Origin of the sequence: Streptomyces sp. NPDC002870 (assembly GCF_042888505.1) — a bacterium.
Taxonomy (GTDB): Bacteria; Actinomycetota; Actinomycetes; order Streptomycetales; family Streptomycetaceae; genus Streptomyces.
Genome location: NZ_JBIAPW010000001.1, coordinates 101982 through 118476, shown reverse-complemented (window position 1 = coordinate 118476; position 16495 = coordinate 101982). Strand labels below are relative to the sequence as shown.

Genomic DNA, 16495 nt, shown 5'->3' with positions numbered 1-16495 from the left:
GCAATGACCGGACACCTGTGTCCTGAATGCGGTACGCCGCGAGATACCGAGGGCAGAGCCGGGCCCGGCTGCGCCTGCGCGGAGCGGGCCGCGGACGCGGTACGGGCGGAGCGGGAGGCAGGGCAGGGGGCGGAGATCGCGGCGGCCGAGGTTTTCGATCCGCTGCGCGTACGGCCCTATGTGACGCTGCGGAACGTGGCCCCGAGCGGTCCCGCGCCGGTCGGCGGGGCGGTGCGGCTGCCGGCGCCTGACGGGGGGACGGTGCCGCTGCCGCTGCCGGACGCGATGGATCTGGCGCCGCGTGACGAGCCGGCGACTCTCGACCCCGTCAACCTCACCCCGGCGCGGCACCGTCGGCGCCGGCGGCAGCCGCACAAGGGGCTCATGGTGGTCGCGGCGGCGGTGACGGTGGCCGGGACGGCCGCGTTCGCCGGAGGGCTCTTCTCGGGGGAGGACGAGCGCGAAAAGGCCCTGCCGGACAGGTGGACGAGCGCGCCGACCGTGAGCGCACTGCCGGACACACCCACGTCGTCGCCGTCCGGGTCCGCTTCGGCCAGTGCCTCGGCCTCACCGTCCGGTACGGCGTCGGCGGGGCGGTTGTCGGCGGGCGCGTCCACCGACCCGTCCGCACCTGCCGACCCGTCGGCCGCTGCGCCCTCGACGGAGCAGGCCACGGGCGCGGTGACCGAGGCGCCGCAGGCGGCGGGGTCGGGCACGCTGCGAAGCGGGGACAGCGGGGAGGAGGTCGTGGAACTCCAGCAGCGGCTGGCCAAGCTGTTGCTGTACGTGGGCCCGATGGACGGACGGTACGGACAGTCCGTCGAGAACGCGGTGCGGTCCTACCAGGACAGCCGGAACGTCAAGGGTGATCCGAAGGGGGTCTACGGACCGAAGACGCGCCGGGCGCTGGAGGCGGAGACGAGCGAGCCGTGAGTCCCGGCTCACTCCGAGCGGGCGGGCGGTCGGGGTGCTGAGCGGAACGGGGTGCTGAGTACGGGTTGCGAGACGGGGTGGCGTCGGCCGCCCCGTTTTTGTATCGTGGTTGAACAAAGTGGTTCCGCCCGTACTCCCTGACCGGCGGGCGGAACCGCCTTGTTTCTCTTCTCCCGCGCCTTGGAGTACGCCGATGCCGGCAACCGTCCCGCCGCCCGTCCTGACCGCCCGTGCCCTCCTGCTCGACATGGACGGCACCATCGTCAACTCGGACGCGGTGGTGGAGCGCTGCTGGCGCGCCTGGGCGACCGAGCACGACCTGGACCCGGACGAGGCGCTGAAGGTCGTCCACGGCCGGCAGGGGTACGCGACCATGGCGGCGCTTCTCCCGGACCGGCCGATGGAGCAGAACTACGCCGACAACCGCGTGATGCTCGCCCAGGAGACCGCGGACACCGAAGGCGTCGTCCCCGTCGCGGGCGCCCCGGCCTTCCTGGCGGAGATCGCCGCGCTCCCGCACGCCCTGGTGACCTCGGCGGACGAGGCGCTCGCCCAGGCCCGGATGACCGCGGCTGGCCTGCCGATGCCGCGGACCCGCGTCACAGCCGAACGCGTCGGCGCGAGCAAGCCGGACCCGGAGGGCTTCCTCAAGGGCGCGGCGGAGCTGGGCTTCGCCCCTGCGGACTGCGTGGCCTTCGAGGACTCGGAGGCGGGCATCGAGGCGGCGAGGTCGGCGGGGATGCGGGTGGTGGGCGTGGGCCCGCGCGCGTCGGCACTGTCCCCCGACGTCCACGTCCCGGACCTGACACACCTCCGGGTGACGCACGCCCCGGACGGCGCGATCCACCTCCACGTCACGGCTTAACCGGGCCCCAAATCCAGCCCCGCCGGCGTTTGAGGCGCGGGGCCCGGGGCGGAGCCCCCAAATCCAGCCCCGCCGGCGTTTGAGGCGCGGGGCCCGGGGCGGAGCCCCGAACCAAGCCCCGCCGGCGATTGAGGCGCGGGGCCCGGGGCGGAGCCCCCAAATCCAGCCCCGCCGGCGTTTGAGGCGCGGGGCCCGGGGCGGAGCCCCGGTTTCGGGATGGGGGTACCTCCCAGGCGAAGCTCTGGGGGAGGGCGGGGAGGGGACCAGGCCCGCCGCAGGCGCCCGCACCGTACCGCCCGCACCGCCGCACCGCCCGCCGCAGGCGCCCCCGCACCCCCTACCCCACCACCGCCTCAAAAAGGCTGAACCCCGCCAGCGCGAGCATCACCCCCGCCGCCACCCTCGTGATCAGCCGCAGCGGCACGTACTTCATCAGCGTCCGCCCACCCAGGATCCCGATCCCCGCCACCGCCCACAGCGCCAGCACCGCGCCGATCCCCACCGAGAGCGGGCTGTCGTAGCGGGCCGCGAGATTCGCGGTCATGATCTGGGTCAGATCGCCGAACTCCGCGACCAGGATCAGCATGAAGCCCGCCCCGGAGACCTTCCAGAAGGACTGGTCGGCCGGAGCCTTGATCTTCTCCTCGTCGCCGTCGTCCTTCTTCATCAGCAGCATCAGCGCGCCCGCGAGGAAGAACAGGCCGACCACCGCCTGCACCAGCCGGTGCGGCAGCAGGGTCAGCACACTGCCCGCGGCGACGGCGAGCGTGACATGCACGGCGAACGCGGCGGCGACACCCACGAAGACGTACGAGGCGCGATAGCGGGTGCCGAGCATCAGACCGGCGAGGGCGGTCTTGTCGGGGAGTTCGGCGAGGAAGACGACGCCGAAGGTGACCGCCATGACGGTGAAGCTGATCACGGTTGGGATTCCTCAATCGGTCGGGCGCGGCCCTGCCGAGAGTCCTGAGCGTTTCAGGGGTCGCTTCGGCACGGCAGCACCATGAATGGATACATGGAACTGCGGCCGAAGGTCTCGCTGGCGGCCTCACCGAGGTCTCGGAAAAGGTCCGCCTCCGGGCGCCGGCCGGGCACGAGGCCCAGCAGTATGTCGACGTTCCGGCGAAGAGCTACTCCCCTTCTGCTCCGTCCAGGGTATGCCACCCGGCCCGTGAGCCCGGCCCGTGAGCCCGGCCCGTGAGCCCGGCGTGTGAGCCCGGCCCATGAGCCCGGCCCGTCAAGCCGGATCGCGGTAGAGCCGCCCCCGCGCCACCAGCTCCAGCACCAGCGACACCGCCACCGCCTGCACCGCCATCAGCGCGACCAGCACAAACAGCTGCACCGCGCCCGCCAGCAGCGGTGACGCCCCGCCGAGCAGCATGCCGACGAACGCGCCCGGCAGGGTGACCAGGCCGACGGTCCTCGTCTGATCGAGCCCCGGCAGCAGCGCGTCGGACGCCGCCTCGCGCGCCACCTCCATCCGCGCGTCCCGGTCCGGCAGCCCCAGCGCCATCCCCGCCTCCACCTCGCCGTGCCGCAGCCCCAGCTCGTCCAGGGCCCGCCGCCCGCCGAGCACGGTCGCGGTGAGCGCGCCGCCGATGAGGATGCCGGTCACCGGGATCAGCGCGATGCCCTTCAGCGGGACAAGGCCCGTGAGCAGCAGGGCACAGACGACGGGCACGACGCCCGCGGCGATCGGCAGCCAGGCCCACCACCAGGTCCTGTTCGCGGTGATGCGCCGGCCGGCCGTGCGTACCGCGACGGCGTACATCAGCAGCAGAAACGCAAGCAGCAGCGGTACGGAGCGGACCACCCAGCCGATCACCAGTGAGACGGCCCCGAGTTGGACCGCGGCCCGCACGCCGGCCACGGCGATCTCGCGCCCCCGCCCCAGGTGAGCGACGGCTGCCACCGTCGCGGCGACGACCAGCAGCACGGCCAGCACGACCCCGAACGTGACATTGACCTGCAGCAGCACCCGGCAACCCTACGCCGCCGCACGTCATGTGCCGGGGCGTCAAGACCCTGGATGTCCAGGGATGTCCGGGGGCGGCGGCATCGGGCGGCACCGGGCATCCGGGGAGATTCAGAGGCGTCGGAGCGTCGGAACCCTTGATGTGACGTGCCCATGTCGCCACCCTGTTACCTGGCGCCCACCCCCAGGAAACCTGGCGCCGTCAACATGGCCACGCCCGAACGGCCAAGTACCCCCCACATCAAAGGAGTTCGCATGCCTGGTGTCTACGCGCGTCGCTTCCGCCGTATAGCCGTACTCGCCGCAACCTCCGCCCTCGCCGCCACCGGTCTGCTCGCCACCGCCCCCACCGCGCAGGCCGCCCCGCCCACCCCGATCAGCGCCTCCACCGCCCGTACCTACCTCGGCCAGCTGACGGTGAAGGCGGAAGGTTCCTCCACCGGCTACAGCCGCGACAAGTTCCCGCACTGGATCACCCAGTCGGGCGCGTGCAACACCCGTGAGGTCGTCCTCAAGCGCGACGGCCAGAACGTTCAGCAGGACTCCAGCTGTGCGGCGGTCAGCGGCACTTGGTACTCCGAGTACGACGGCGCCACCTGGTCCCTCGCCTCCGACCTGGACATCGATCACGTCGTGGCGCTCGCCGAAGCCTGGCGCTCCGGCGCGAGCAGCTGGACCACGGCCCAGCGGCAGTCCTTCGCCAACGACCTCACCCGCCCGCAGCTGATCGCCGTGACCGACAACGTCAACCAGGCCAAGAGCGACCTCGACCCGGCGGAGTGGCTGCCGCCGCGGACCGCCTACCGCTGCACGTACGCCCGGATGTGGGTGCACGTGAAGCACCACTGGAACCTGTCGGTGGACTCGGCCGAGAAGAGCGCGCTGCAGTCGGTGCTGAACGGCTGCTGACCAGCCGCTTACACTCCGGCCACGATCCGGCCGGAACCTGTTCGCCCTCCTCTGTCGTTCCGTACCGTACGGTGCGACAGAGGAGGGCATACATGACCGGGCTGCGCCTGGGACCACTGCTGCGGTACGTCGACTGGGAATCCGGCGGGAGCGCGACCGTCTGGGTCGAGGCCGACCGGCCGTGCACGGCCGAGGTCCGGTGCACGGATGGCGCAAAGGGGACTTCCCGTACATTCCAGATCGAGGGCCACCACTATGCGCTGGTCCCCGTCACCGGGCTGACGCCCGGCACGGCGACGGAGTACGAGGTACTGCTCGACGGCCACCGGGTCTGGCCGCTCGAAGACTCCCCGTTCCCGGCGAGCACGATCCGTATGCCCGACGTCCCGTCCTCCGGCGTCACCGTGTCCTTCGGCTCGTGCCGCTGGTCGTCCGCGCCCGCCGACGAGCACGATCCGATCGGCCCGGACGCGCTCGACACCCTCGCCTCGAAGCTCATCGCCGAGCCCGATGCCGTACGGCCCGATGTGCTGCTCCTGCTGGGCGACCAGGTGTACGCGGACTCGACGTCCAAGGCGACCCAGGCATGGCTCGCCACCCGCCGGGATCTGAGCGAGCCTCCCGCAACGCAGGTCGCGGACTACGAGGAGTACACCCGCCTCTACGACGAGTCCTGGCTGGACCCCGAGGTGCGCTGGCTGCTCTCCACCGTCCCCAGCTGCATGATCTTCGACGACCACGACGTGATCGACGACTGGAACACCAGCGCGTCCTGGCTGGCGGAGATGCGGGCCACCCCCTGGTGGCAGAAACGGGTGCTCAGCGCCCTGATGTCCTACTGGGTCTACCAGCACCTGGGCAATCTCTCCCCGGAGGCGCTGGAGTCGGACGAGTTGTACGCGGCGGTACGGGCGACTGACGACGGGACCGACCGGCTCAGGCGCTTCGCCGAGGAGGCCGACACCGACCCGGTCTGTGTGCGCTGGAGTTACCGCCGCGACTTCGGCCGGACCCGGCTGCTGATGGTAGACACGCGCGCGGGCCGTGTCCTGGACGAGCAGCGGCGGTCGATGCTCGACCCGGACGAGGCCCACTGGCTGCGCGACCAGGCGCTGGCCGATCGGGGGGCGTACGACCACCTGCTCATCGGCACCTCGCTGCCGTGGCTGCTGCCGCCGCTGATCCACGACGCGGAGAGCTGGAACGCCGCGCTGTGCCGCGGTGAGCGGGGCGAGAGATGGGCGCGGGTCGGCGAGGACCTGCGCAGACGGGCCGACTTGGAGCACTGGGCCGCCTTCCCCGACTCCTTCGAGAAGCTGGCGGCCTTGATCGCGGAGGTCGGCAGCGGCGAGGACGCGCCCGCGACGGTATGCGTGCTGTCAGGCGATGTGCACCATGCGTACGTCGCCGAGCCCGAGTGGCCCCACGGCGCGCAGCCCGACTCCCGGGTGCTGCAGCTGACCTGCTCGCCCGTGCACAACTCCATCCCGCGCTCAATACAGCTCGGCTTCACCTTCGGCTGGAGCCGGGTGGGCCGGCGGCTCGGCCATGCGCTGGCCCGCCATGGCCGCGTGCGCAGGTCGGCGGTGAACTGGGGGCGCACGGGCGGTCCGTGGTTCGGCAATCAGCTGATGACGCTCATGCTGCGGGGCCGCTCGGCGAACCTGCGGCTGGACCAGGCGCAGGTGGTCGGGGCGGGTACCGACGCTCGCGCGCGGCTGGTGACGGCGGACGAGCGGGAGCTGACAGCGAGCCGTGATCCTTCCCACAGCGGAGGGTGATCCTCGTCCCCAGGGGTTCGACTCCCGGCGCACCCCCGGCATGATGAGCCGGACGCTCAGCTTCCATGCAGCCCCACATGCCCCGGGAGTCACCGCTTTGTCCCACGTACGAGACGCATGGTCCGCAGTTCCGCACACCGGTGCCCCCGCCGCAGCCCGCGCCATCGCGGTCGTCGGCGCGGGCCCGCGCGGCACCTCCGTGCTCGAACGGCTCTGCGCGTCGGCCCCCGAACTGACCCCGGACACGCCGCTGACGATCCACCTCGTCGACCCGGCGCCCCCGGGCCCGGGCCGCGTCTGGCGCACGGACCAGTCCGCGGAGCTGCTGATGAACACGGTGGCGTCGCAGGTCACGCTGTTCACGGACGACAGCGTTGCGTGCGAGGGGCCGATCCGCCCGGGCCCGAGCCTGTACGAGTGGGCGACGGAGATCGCCGGGGAGAGGCTCGGTCCGGACGACTACCCGACGCGGGCGTGCTACGGGCGCTACCTGGAATGGGCGTTCAGCAGGTCGGTGGCGGCGGCGCCGGAGTCGGTGAGGGTGGAGGTGCACCGGGCACGGGCGGTACGGCTCGAGGACGACCGGGAGCGGGCTGCGTCGGACCGCGCGTCGGCGGCAGCCGCGCGGACTTGGCCGGAGGCACGGGGCACGGTGCCCCAACCCCGCACCGCGGGTGACGCCCTCGCACTCGACGCTTCGGCACGCGACGCCACGACACGGAACGGGCGGGCACGCGCGGCGACGGGGCAGGACGGATCCGCGGCCACCACGCCGGACGCACCGGCGCCGGCACCCGCGGCGATCGGGCCGGACGGGTCCGCACCGGCGACCATGAGGCCGGACACGTCCGCACGCGCGGCGATAGGGGCGGACACGCCCGCACCGGCGGCGATCGGGTCGGACGCGTCCGCAGCCACCGCGCTCGACGAACTCGCGGCCGGCGCGCCGCTCCAGACCCTCACCCTCGATGACGGCACCACCATCACCGGGCTCTCCGCCGTGATCCTCGCGCAGGGGCATCTGCCCGTCGTCTCCCGGCAGGCCCAGGCGCACCTCGCCGAGTACGCCGCCCGCCACCCCCGGCTGCGCTACTTCGGACCCGCCAACCCCGCCGACCTCGACCTCTCCCCCATCGCTCCTGGAGAATCGGTCCTGCTGCGCGGCCTCGGCCTCAACTTCTTCGACCACATGGCGCTGTTGACCACCGGCCGCGGCGGCGCGTTCGTACGCGGTGACGACGGCGCGCTCACCTACACCCCCTCCGGCCGCGAACCGCGGCTGTACGCGGGATCGCGCCGCGGCGTCCCGTACCAGGCGCGCGGCGACAACGCGAAGGGCGCGTCCGGGCGGCACGAGCCGCTGGTGCTCACGGCCGACGTGATCGCTGTCTTCCGCAAGCGCGCGGACGAGGGCGACCCGCCCGACTTCCTCACCGAGATATGGCCGCTCGTGGCGAAGGAAGTGGAGACGGTCCACTACGAGGCGCTCCTCGCGGCTCGCGAACCCGAGCCCGAGGCCGGTCCCAAGGCCGGTCCCAAGGCCGGTCCCAAGGCCGGTCCCGAGCCCGACCGCCTCGCCCTCCGCGGCTTCCGGGACCGCTACCTCGACGCCCCCCACGGCAGTCCCCAGGAGACCGACGTACTCGACGAGTTCAACATCGCGCACCCTGACCGCTGGTCCTGGGACCGGATTTCGCGGCCATACGCCGACGAACGCTTCGACTCCCCCGCCGAGCACCGCGACTGGCTCCTCGCCCATCTGCGGCAGGACGCCGACGCGGCCGCGCTCGGCAATGTCGCGGGCCCCCTGAAGGCCGCCCTCGACGTACTGCGCGATCTCCGCAACGAGCTACGCCTGATCGTGGACCACGCCGGCCTCTCCGGCAGCTCCCGCCGTGACCACCTGGACCGCTGGTACACCCCGCTGAACGCGTTCCTCTCCATCGGCCCGCCGCGCCGCCGCATCGAGGAGATGACGGCCCTCATCGAGGCGGGCGTACTGGACGTGATCGGCCCGCGCACCACCATCGGGATGTCGGACGAGGTCCTGGACGGAGCCTTCACCGCCGAGTCGCCGGACGTCCCCGGATCTTTCGTCACGGCGACGACGCTGATCGAGGCGCGGCTGCCGGAACCGGACCTCAGGCGGACCTGCGACGAGCTGCTGGGACGGCTGCTGAAGACGGGCCACTGCCGGCCGCACACGATCGACGGTTACGAAACCGGAGGGCTGGACGTAACGCAGCGCCCGTACCGTCTGATCAACCGTCAGGGCCGCCCGCACCCCAGGCGCTTCGCTGTCGGAGTGCCCACCGAGGGCGTGCACTGGGTGACCGCGGCCGGGGCCAGGCCGGGCGTGGACTCGGTGACGCTCTCGGACGCGGACGCCGTGGCGCGCGCCGCCCTGCGCACCCTCGGAACGTCGCGCAGGAAAACGGAAGCGGAATCCATGCCGGAAATCGCCCGCCGACCGACAGTTGAACTTGCAAGTATTGATTAGGTCCGCCTAACTTAGGGCCTCCCTCGTCGGTTCACGTCCCCAAACCGAAGGAGCCCCGATGCCCAACCCGTCCCTCAACCCCTCCCCCACCGCCTCGCTGTCCGGCCGGCTGAACAAGGCGCAGCCGTACGCCCTCGGCCTGTTCCGCATCGTCGTCGGCTTGCTCTTCGCCTGCCACGGCGCCGCTTCACTGTTCGGCGTGCTCGGCGGCGCGTCGGGCGGCGACGCCGTTCCGGCCGGCACCTGGCCCGACTGGTACGCCGCGGTGATCGAGCTGGTCGGCGGCTCCCTGGTGCTGCTCGGCCTGGGCACCCGTACCGCCGCGTTCATCGCGTCGGGCGCGATGGCGTACGCGTACTTCACGGTCCACCAGCCCGAGGGCCTCTTCCCGCGGCAGAACGACGGCGAGTTGCCCGCGTTCTTCTGCTGGGCCTTCCTGCTGCTGGTCTTCACCGGACCGGGCGCACTCGCGCTGGACCGGGTGTTCGCCCCGCGCGGCGAGAGCCGGCCGGAGGGCGAGGAGCACAAGGAGCAGGCCACCACGGTCCAGGCCTGACAGCCCCAGGACTGACGACCCCCAGGACTGACAGCCCCCAGGACTGACGGCCCATCAGCACAGAGAGCGCCCGGCCTCGTACGAGGGACCGGGCGCTTCGTGCACCCCGCGTCCGCCAGGTGGAAGCGAGTGGAAGTGAGGCGTACAACAACTGCGACCCCCAGCGATCTCGACGCGAACCCCAGGCGTACGCTGTACAGCTGTACTGCCGCCCCTGCCGCTTCCCTGCGACGTCGCGGCGTACTTCACGAAACCGGGGAGTTCGGGTGCTTGAGAGTGTGGGGTCGCTGACCGGCAGCCCATGGATCTACGCGGTGGTGGCCCTTTCCGTACTTCTCGACGTCTTCCTGCCCGTGCTGCCCAGCGGAGTCCTGGTGATCACGGCGGCGACCGCGGCCACGGCGGGCTCGACCACCGCCACGGCCACCGCGTCCGTCGAAGCCGCGGCCGGCCGGGTCCCGCAGGAAGTGCCCTCGCTGCTCGTCCTGATTCTGTGCGCGGCCACCGCGTCCGTGCTCGGCGACCTCGTCGCGTACCGCCTTGCCTGGCGCGGCGGTGACCGCCTGGACCGGGCGATCGCCCGGTCGCGCAAGCTGACCAACGCGCAGGAACGTCTTGGCACGGCCCTCAGCCGCGGCGGCGGCGCGCTTGTCGTGATCGCACGCTTCGCCCCGGCGGGCCGTTCGGTGGTCTCCCTGGGCGCGGGCGCGGCACACCGCCAGGTGAAGGAGTTCCTGCCCTGGTCGGCCCTGGCGGGCGTGGCCTGGGCGGGCTACAGCGTGGGCCTCGGCTACTTCGGCGGCGCATGGCTGGGCGCAAGCTGGATCGGCGCGGCCGTCTCGGTCCTCGCGCTCTTCGGGGCGGGCGCGCTGGCGGCCTACGTCATGCGGCGCCCGAGACGGACTCCGGCTGCCGAACCGGCCTCTTAGCGGCCCCGCCGGACCCACCTGACCCACCGGACCCGCGCACTTCGAGCCCGTCGAGCAGCTTGCGGGTCGCCTCGGCTATCGCGTCGACCGCCTGGTCGAAGACCTCGCGATTGTGCGCGGCGGGGGCACGGAAGCCGGACACCTTGCGTACGTACTGCAGGGCGGCGGCATGGATGTCGTCCTCGGTGGCCTCTTCGGGGAGGACGGGCGGGCGGAGAGTCTTAATGCTGCGGCACATGTATTCAGTGTGCCTCGCGGGTGTGACAGTGCCGTCGGAAACGGGCGAGCCGCACGCTGACCTGCGCAGTCGGACCTCCGTGCTCTCTCAGCCGGCGTGAAGGATCCGAAAGCGATCGGGATCCGCCGGATCTCGATCAACGACTTGGATCGGCGTCCAAGCCCATTGCCAGACGCTGATGCCTGGCGTGCGGGAGAACTGGATCTGCCCGCGGGTGCCTTCGATCGCAACGCGCGGCCAGGATTCGGCAGTGCGCGCCCGGTCCGCGCCATGAGAACGCAGCACATCGGCGAGAACGGCGACCGTGTCGTAGCCCTCGAAGGCGACGAAGGAGGGCGCTTCGGCCAGCCGCTCGCGGAGAGCCGTCTCGACTCGTGCACCGAGTGGGCTGAGGCGCTCGGGCAGGTAGCGCAAGAACGGGATCGCGGCGCTGTCGTCGCCCAGCAACGTCGCCCATTCGGCGAACTCCGGTTGCCCGGCCGGAGCACCAATCATGATCTCGGCGAGGCGCTGGTCGCGGCGGACAGACTTGACGATCGACACTGCCGGCTCCGGATGGCCGACCAGAAGAAGGAGGGCTGTCGCGCGATTGTCGACGAGTTCGTCGCACACCGCCGTGGGGGCGAGCGCGCCCATGTCGAGTTCGATGACGGTGCCGCCGCGTGGAGCGAGGCAGTCCCGCAGAATGCGGGCCCCAGATGCCCAGTAGACACTCGACGCGGCTGCTACGGCGACTCGACTGTGGCCCGCGCTGAGGAGGAAGTCTGCGTAGATCTGCCAGCCGTGGGACTGCGCCGGGGCGAGGCGCGCCACCCATTCCGTTGGCTGTTCGGTGAGCGCGTCGAGAACCGCTGACGAGCAGAGGAACGGCAGGCCGAGGGCGTCGGCCCTGGCGGCAGCGGCGCGAGCGACGACGCTGTGATACTCCCCCGCCAAGGCAGCCACGCCCAGGCCAGCCAATTCGTCTACGGCCGCCGCGGCCCTCTGTGGATCAGCCGCGGTGTCTCGGACCACCAGCTCGAGTGGTCTTCCGACGATCCCGCCGGCGTCATTGACTTCGCGAACGGCCAGCTCGAGTCCAGCGAGCAAGTGTCGGCCCGCCTCGACCCAGCCAGGCCGAGTCAGCGGAACGAGAGCGCCGATCTGGACGTTCATGCGTTGGCGTCTCCCGAGTGACGATTCGGGTGCAGTTGGCCCGGAGCGCAGAGTGGCAGGGCCCGGTAGTAGGCGTTCATCTCATCTCGCCATGGCGGACGCACCTTGGTGACCATGCCGGACATTGCATCGACCACCTTCGCCAACAGGCAACCGATTATTTGTTCGCTGAGCAGCCAGGCTTCAAGAAACTTCAGCCCGGCGGCCGCCACCCGTGGCCGTACCCCCTCGAGCCAGGGCTGGTGCATTATGCGGGCATGACCTCAGAGACGATCACCGCGGCGGCATCGGGTACTTGGAAGCTCGGCGACCTGGTTGTCAACCGGATCGGTTTCGGCGCGATGCGCCTGACGCAGAACGGCGAGGCGTTGAGGGCCGACGCCACGCCGAGCGATCGTGGCCGGGCGATCAGCGTGCTGCGCCGTGCTGTTGAGCTCGGTGTGAACCACATCGACACCGCCGCGTTCTACTTCTCGCCGCTGCGTTCCGCCAACGAGCTGATCAACCAAGCGCTGGCCCCCTACCCGGATGACCTCGTCATCACCACCAAGGTCGGGCCGGGCCGAGACCCGTCGGGTGAGTGGCTGCCCCATGCCACCCCGGAGCAGCTGCGCGGCCAGGTCGAGGAGAACCTGCGACAGCTCGGCCGTGACCACCTCGACGTGGTGAACCTGCGCATCCTCGGAACCGATTCGATCGCCGAGCGTTTCGGCGCTCTGGCCGAACTACGCGACGCCGGGCTCATCCGCCACCTGGGCATCTCCAACGTCCACCCCGAACACCTCGCTGAGGCCCAGGCCATCGCGCCGGTCGTCTGCGTACAGAACCCGTACGGCCTCGGCGCGCGGCCCGAGCAGGACGAGTTCCTGCGTACGTGCGGTGAGCAGGGCGTCGCGTTCGTGCCGTTCTATGCGATCGCCGGTGCTGGGCGCGAGGCGGGCGCGAGCGACGCAGAAAGCGACGAGGTGCTTGCCGTAGCGCGCGCACATGGGGCGAGCGCGGCGCAGGTCCGACTGGCGTGGACCCTGCACCGCGGGCCGCATGTGCTGGCCATCCCCGGTACCGGCAACCCGGATCACCTGACCGCCAACGTGGCCGCGGGCGCACTGCGCCTCTCCGAGGACGAACTGGCCGTTCTGGACTCCCTTCACCAGGGCGGAGCGTGAGCGAATCCGACTGCTGGCCCAACGACGGGGACCGCATTCGGCATACCGTCGGCCAGACCGCAGTTGGTCTGGTGCGGCCGCCAGGCCGCCGGGCAGCCGGCCCGAGGTGGCACCGTAGGATCCTGCCGCCATCTACGACCATTTGATAGCTCTGGGGGATCAGTCATGTCCAACCACCGTCTCAGCCGCCGAGGGCTCCTGGCCGGTACGGCCGGAGCGGCGCTCGTCACCGCCACGGCCGGCACGAGCCGGGCCGCCGCAGCAGAGGTTCCGCCGCCGGACCCGCAATGGGCCAGACCGCCGCACCAGGTTGAGGCGGAAATGCTGGTGGACTACCTGCGGACCCTCCCCTGGAGCGAGCAGGCGGCCGTGAACCGCTACAAGACGGCAGGGGAGTTCCCGGACGAGAACTCCTCGGCCAAGTGGGGCGCGCCCGGGCACCCCGAGCAGTTCTCCGTATTCGCGCAGTGCTCGTCGTTCCTCACGATGGTCCTCGAGCGCACCTACGGCGAGAACTCGGCGTACGGATGGGCGACGAAGGAGTACTTCAGCCAGTACTTCCACACCGAGCCCGGCAAGCTCTTCCCGACCGCGGAGAAGTTCCGTACGGGCTTCGCGAACTCGGTGGACATACCGCACTTCACCGGGGTCACCAAGCCGGTCAACCTGCGCCCGGGCGATCTGGTGGCCTTCGACTACGACCCCGAGAACACCTCGGAGCCGTACACCGGTCACATCGTGATGGTGAAGGAGCGCAAGGGAACCTGGGCGTCCTCCGTGGACAGCCAGGTGGGCGGCAATGTCGTCCCGTACGTCTTCGAGATCGTCGACTGCACCAGCAATCCGCACGGCAACCCGGCCGCCTCCGATTCCGCCGAGGCGATCTACCGCGCCTTCCCGGACACCCGGATCGAAGAGCACATGGGCGCGACGCCGGAGTGGACCGAGCACAATGGTGCCGGCTACGGCCACATCGTGTTCTACGCGGATGCGACCACCAAGCTCTTCGCCGGCTACCGATGGGGCGTCAACTCGTCCACGGCCCACACCGTGGCCGAACGCCCCATTGCCGCCGCGCGCGTCTACCCTCGCTGACCACCAGCCAGGCCGCGGCTGTGGTGGTGGCTGCACCGTTTCGTGGGCGAAAAAAATCGGTCGCGCCCCCGTGAGGTGAGCCGTTAGCCTCCGCCTCGTCGCAGTGAGGTACAAGACGCGACGGTGAAGGAGCCAGACATGGAGACCGAGGGCGCGCGGACCGACCGTTTGGGCTTGCTGATCGACCAGTTCGACCAGGCCAGGGAGATGGCCCAGGTACGGCTGACGGGGCTCGGCGACGAGGAGCACCTGTGGGAGCCGGTGGCCGGTTGCTGGTCGATCCGGCGCCGGGGCGAGGCGGCGACGCCCAGGGCGTACGGGCCGGGCGAGTGGGTGCTCGACAAGGGCGCCCCGGACATCCCGGCGAACGAGTACGCCGAGGTCGCCCGGCAGGCTGCCGGCGGCATGACGGTCGCCAAGATCGCCGATGACTGGAGCGTGAGCGTCGAGCGGGTCGAGCAGATCCTCGCCCACACCGGTGCGCCGGAGCCCGACGAAACGCCGATGACCACCATCGCGTGGCGGCTGGGGCACCTGCACTCCTGCTTCGCGGGCCAATGGGAGTGGACCTTCGGTGAACGGCGGCAGGAGCCGAAGCTGCTGGTCGACTTCACCCCTTCCGCCGCCTTGGCACTCGAGCGGTTCTGGGCGCTGATCGACCGCTGGCGCGACAGCGTCGCCGCCGTCACCGACGAGCAGCTCGACACGGTCGGCTTCTCGCAGTACCCGTACGGCTCCGACCCTGACGACCGATTCATCACCGTGCTGGCGGGGGCCAACCTCGAATTCATCCACCACATGGCCGAGATCGCGTTGCTCCGCGACCTGTGGCGGGCCCGCTTCACCACTCCCGGGTAGGCCCGGGCGCGCCGGACTGCCCCTGCTCAGCTACCCCGCCTTCTGAGAACCGATATCATTCGTTAGTGCCGCAAAGGGTATCAACGATTCGCCATAAACGGATACGACACCATACCTCTCCAGCTCCCGCATTTCCTCTCTCTCGTCAGGACGATCCTCCGGGTTGAAACTGAACGAAGATATTGATGAATAGGCTACAGAGCCTTCAGAATCGGCTGACCACACTGAAGTTACATATCTTGGTCGACGCGTCACATTGATCATGTTGTTGTTGTGCCTCACCTCCCGTGATAAATGAGGTTATCCCCATATTCCCCAGGAGGATGGTAGAAGCGACCTTCTCCCTTGTCCCATGAAAAGTGTGCAGTCGAGAATTCTCCCTCGTCGATTCTGCCGCGATCTTTTCTCATCAAGTCGAGCATGAAAAGGGCTTCTATTGCATCGAACTTGGCCGTCGTGGGTATGCGGATAAGCCTCTCCGCGGTGTACTCCCCGCCAGGTTCGATCCATTGGCCAACCGAATAGAAGCGCCCTGTGCTTATGGTTTTATATTCCGGCCTGCTTACGTAAAGTCCCGCATCGGACTCTTCTTCCATGGCCTTTCTCAGGTCTTTTAGCCCGTTGTCGGTGCTCGAAAATTTGGTCAAGTGTCCGTACACTGAATAAAAGTCTGTGATGATGTAGGCGGGGACCTTCCCTACGTTCTTTGCTCGTAGAGTCAAGGGGAGATGCATAAAGGAGCGCTCGGTATCCATTGCCGGTTTTCCAAATTTCGCCTCCAAGCGGAAGAGCAGCGGGCTGGCCGCGGGTTGATATACGGCAGAATACGTCAGGTTTGCGCTGGCTATGACGGCTGTAGCGGTAACTCCAATTGCGAAACTCTTAGGGTGAGGAAGTCCCCTCCAAGCCTTTTCGCGGACGAGTAGCCAGAGAGCCCACAGCGACCAGGACCAGAGCGGAAAGTATGCCAGTAGGTAGTCCGTGTATTCTGTTTCCTGGAGCCAGAGAAATAGCAGAAGGCTACTGGTGGCAAGGGTGATCAGGACTCCGAGCAGTATTACGGGGCCGGAGAGTTTCAAGCGTCGCTTTCCCCAATAATCGAGCGCTGCCAACGCAGCCACGCCCTGCACCGAACCCGCAAGCATGAACAGGAACCCGGTAGCCCGGCCCGCGAAGGTCAGTGCCCCCAACGCATCAGGAGCTCCGACAACAGTGAGCAGGGCCATGGACCCAAGCAACCCCGCGACCATGAGCGCGATGGTTGCATGCCTCTTCATAGGGCGGTCGGGCCACGTCTGGCTACCTCCGGCTCGCCAACATACGGAGGTCCGGTCCTCCACATCCATGTCTTCCGGGTAACCATGGCGACTGAGGATCTTTCGCAGCCCCCGAAGCGACCAGGCGCTCCCCACTGTTTCTCCGCCGATTTTCACCTCACGCAACCCACGGCTGGTTGGAGGCTCTACAACCACCTTGGGCCTGTTCTCCATGGAACCAGACTCGATTGAGGGCTCCGCATCGGCAACCAAGGTTGC

16 protein-coding genes are annotated in these 16495 nt (G+C 69.8%); 10 read left to right on the top strand and 6 right to left on the bottom strand.

What is annotated here, in order from left to right; all coding sequences use genetic code 11:
- Positions 1–3: 3 nt before the first annotated feature.
- Together ACFYWY_RS00580 and ACFYWY_RS00575 are read left to right on the top strand one after the other, a co-directional pair.
- Positions 4–933, top strand: coding sequence for a peptidoglycan-binding protein (locus tag ACFYWY_RS00580; RefSeq protein ID WP_389177389.1), 930 nt, complete (start codon positions 4–6; stop codon positions 931–933).
- A 193-nt stretch (positions 934–1126) separates the two neighbouring features.
- Entirely contained in the window at positions 1127–1798 is a 672-nt protein-coding gene (locus ACFYWY_RS00575) for an HAD-IA family hydrolase (protein ID WP_389177386.1), read from the top strand.
- 337 nt (positions 1799–2135) lie between these two features.
- Here ACFYWY_RS00575 and ACFYWY_RS00570 read toward each other — a convergent pair whose 3' ends face one another.
- Positions 2136–2720 (bottom strand): TMEM165/GDT1 family protein, encoded by a 585-nt coding sequence (locus tag ACFYWY_RS00570; protein WP_389177383.1) that lies wholly within the window; start codon positions 2718–2720, stop codon positions 2136–2138.
- Positions 2721–3035: 315 nt separating this feature from the next.
- A complete protein-coding gene (locus tag ACFYWY_RS00565; RefSeq protein ID WP_389177380.1) occupies positions 3036–3776 on the bottom strand; it encodes an ABC transporter permease in 741 nt (246 codons plus the stop codon).
- Between the two features lie 252 nt (positions 3777–4028).
- On the opposite strand from ACFYWY_RS00565, the gene ACFYWY_RS00560 reads away from it, so the two are divergent.
- The 5 genes from ACFYWY_RS00560 to ACFYWY_RS00540 all read left to right on the top strand — a co-directional run bounded on the left by ACFYWY_RS00560 (position 4029) and on the right by ACFYWY_RS00540 (position 10448).
- Positions 4029–4682, top strand: coding sequence for an HNH endonuclease family protein (locus ACFYWY_RS00560; protein ID WP_389177377.1), 654 nt, complete (start codon positions 4029–4031; stop codon positions 4680–4682).
- 92 nt (positions 4683–4774) lie between these two features.
- The gene (locus ACFYWY_RS00555; RefSeq protein ID WP_389177375.1) at positions 4775–6463 is read left to right on the top strand and encodes an alkaline phosphatase D family protein; all 1689 of its coding nucleotides are present in this window, start codon (positions 4775–4777) and stop codon (positions 6461–6463) included.
- Positions 6464–6560: 97 nt separating this feature from the next.
- Positions 6561–8963, top strand: coding sequence for an FAD/NAD(P)-binding protein (locus ACFYWY_RS00550; RefSeq protein WP_389177372.1), 2403 nt, complete (start codon positions 6561–6563; stop codon positions 8961–8963).
- A 97-nt stretch (positions 8964–9060) separates the two neighbouring features.
- Positions 9061–9519, top strand: a complete 459-nt coding sequence (locus ACFYWY_RS00545; protein ID WP_389178377.1) for a DoxX family protein — start codon at positions 9061–9063, stop codon at positions 9517–9519.
- A 266-nt stretch (positions 9520–9785) separates the two neighbouring features.
- Entirely contained in the window at positions 9786–10448 is a 663-nt protein-coding gene (locus tag ACFYWY_RS00540; RefSeq protein WP_389177369.1) for a DedA family protein, read from the top strand.
- Here the strand turns inward: ACFYWY_RS00540 and ACFYWY_RS00535 are convergent.
- The 3 genes from ACFYWY_RS00535 to ACFYWY_RS00525 form a co-directional block, all read right to left on the bottom strand.
- Positions 10402–10686, bottom strand: coding sequence for a DUF2277 domain-containing protein (locus ACFYWY_RS00535; RefSeq protein ID WP_389177366.1), 285 nt, complete (start codon positions 10684–10686; stop codon positions 10402–10404). The genes ACFYWY_RS00540 and ACFYWY_RS00535 overlap by 47 nt on opposite strands.
- A gap of 87 nt (positions 10687–10773) precedes the next feature.
- Entirely contained in the window at positions 10774–11841 is a 1068-nt protein-coding gene (locus ACFYWY_RS00530; RefSeq protein ID WP_389177365.1) for an ABC transporter substrate-binding protein, read from the bottom strand.
- Positions 11838–12089, bottom strand: coding sequence for a hypothetical protein (locus ACFYWY_RS00525; protein WP_389177362.1), 252 nt, complete (start codon positions 12087–12089; stop codon positions 11838–11840). The genes ACFYWY_RS00530 and ACFYWY_RS00525 overlap by 4 nt, the downstream gene beginning before the upstream one ends.
- Before the next feature lie 9 nt (positions 12090–12098).
- Between ACFYWY_RS00525 and ACFYWY_RS00520 the strand changes: the two genes are divergently transcribed.
- The 3 genes from ACFYWY_RS00520 (at position 12099) to ACFYWY_RS00510 (ending at position 14960) form a co-directional block, all read left to right on the top strand.
- Positions 12099–13007 carry an oxidoreductase gene (locus ACFYWY_RS00520; RefSeq protein ID WP_389177359.1) on the top strand — a complete coding sequence of 303 codons (909 nt, stop codon included), beginning with the start codon at positions 12099–12101 and terminating at the stop codon, positions 13005–13007.
- Positions 13008–13172: 165 nt separating this feature from the next.
- A complete protein-coding gene (locus tag ACFYWY_RS00515; protein ID WP_389177356.1) occupies positions 13173–14102 on the top strand; it encodes a hypothetical protein in 930 nt (309 codons plus the stop codon).
- A gap of 138 nt (positions 14103–14240) precedes the next feature.
- Positions 14241–14960 carry a DinB family protein gene (locus ACFYWY_RS00510; RefSeq protein ID WP_389177353.1) on the top strand — a complete coding sequence of 240 codons (720 nt, stop codon included), beginning with the start codon at positions 14241–14243 and terminating at the stop codon, positions 14958–14960.
- 278 nt (positions 14961–15238) lie between these two features.
- Here ACFYWY_RS00510 and ACFYWY_RS00505 read toward each other — a convergent pair whose 3' ends face one another.
- Positions 15239–16450: a hypothetical protein gene (locus ACFYWY_RS00505; protein WP_389177350.1), complete on the bottom strand. Its 1212-nt coding sequence runs from the start codon at positions 16448–16450 to the stop codon at positions 15239–15241.
- Positions 16451–16495 lie beyond the last annotated feature (45 nt).

What these genes read in the sequence shown, in the direction of transcription:
- ACFYWY_RS00520 (WP_389177359.1), top strand. Translation starts at nt 12,099, where the DNA reads ATGACCTCAGAGACGATCACCGCGGCGGCATCGGGTACTTGGAAGCTC.
- ACFYWY_RS00515 (WP_389177356.1), top strand. Translation starts at nt 13,173, where the DNA reads ATGTCCAACCACCGTCTCAGCCGCCGAGGGCTCCTGGCCGGTACGGCC.
- ACFYWY_RS00535 (WP_389177366.1), bottom strand. Translation starts at nt 10,686, where the DNA reads ATGTGCCGCAGCATTAAGACTCTCCGCCCGCCCGTCCTCCCCGAAGAG.
- ACFYWY_RS00505 (WP_389177350.1), bottom strand. Translation starts at nt 16,450, where the DNA reads ATGGAGAACAGGCCCAAGGTGGTTGTAGAGCCTCCAACCAGCCGTGGG.
- ACFYWY_RS00575 (WP_389177386.1), top strand. Translation starts at nt 1,127, where the DNA reads ATGCCGGCAACCGTCCCGCCGCCCGTCCTGACCGCCCGTGCCCTCCTG.
- ACFYWY_RS00555 (WP_389177375.1), top strand. Translation starts at nt 4,775, where the DNA reads ATGACCGGGCTGCGCCTGGGACCACTGCTGCGGTACGTCGACTGGGAA.
- ACFYWY_RS00525 (WP_389177362.1), bottom strand. Translation starts at nt 12,089, where the DNA reads ATGCACCAGCCCTGGCTCGAGGGGGTACGGCCACGGGTGGCGGCCGCC.
- ACFYWY_RS00560 (WP_389177377.1), top strand. Translation starts at nt 4,029, where the DNA reads ATGCCTGGTGTCTACGCGCGTCGCTTCCGCCGTATAGCCGTACTCGCC.
- ACFYWY_RS00510 (WP_389177353.1), top strand. Translation starts at nt 14,241, where the DNA reads ATGGAGACCGAGGGCGCGCGGACCGACCGTTTGGGCTTGCTGATCGAC.
- ACFYWY_RS00530 (WP_389177365.1), bottom strand. Translation starts at nt 11,841, where the DNA reads ATGAACGTCCAGATCGGCGCTCTCGTTCCGCTGACTCGGCCTGGCTGG.
- ACFYWY_RS00580 (WP_389177389.1), top strand. Translation starts at nt 4, where the DNA reads ATGACCGGACACCTGTGTCCTGAATGCGGTACGCCGCGAGATACCGAG.